This is a genomic window from Streptomyces toxytricini, assembly GCF_014649915.1.
In the GTDB taxonomy this organism is placed as follows: Bacteria; Actinomycetota; Actinomycetes; order Streptomycetales; family Streptomycetaceae; genus Streptomyces; species Streptomyces toxytricini.
In genome coordinates this window covers 4,927-5,199 of sequence record NZ_BMTY01000017.1, presented here as the reverse complement: position 1 = coordinate 5,199, position 273 = coordinate 4,927, and the positions used below count along the sequence as shown (strand labels likewise).

Annotated in this window: 1 protein-coding gene; it reads right to left on the bottom strand. The window is 72.5% G+C overall.

Annotated features, from left to right (window positions below):
- A partial coding sequence (locus IE170_RS33600) for a HAMP domain-containing protein (RefSeq protein ID WP_229885033.1) occupies nt 1-273 on the bottom strand: 273 nt, incomplete at both ends.

The window sequence follows — 273 nt, the reverse complement described above, 5'->3', positions numbered from 1 at the left end:
GTTCTTCAGCTCCAGGATCTCGCCCCGGGCGTCCACGTCGATCTTCTGCGACAGGTCGCCCCGCGCCACCGCCGTCGCGACCTGGGCGATGTTGCGGACCTGCGAGGTGAGGTTCCCGGCCATGCCGTTCACCGAGTCCGTGAGGTCCCGCCACGCCCCGGCCACGCCCGGCACCTGCGCCTGGCCGCCGAGGCGGCCCTCCGTGCCCACGTCCCGGGCCACCCGGGTCACCTGCTCCGCGAACGCCGAGAGCTGGTCGACCATCGTGTTGAT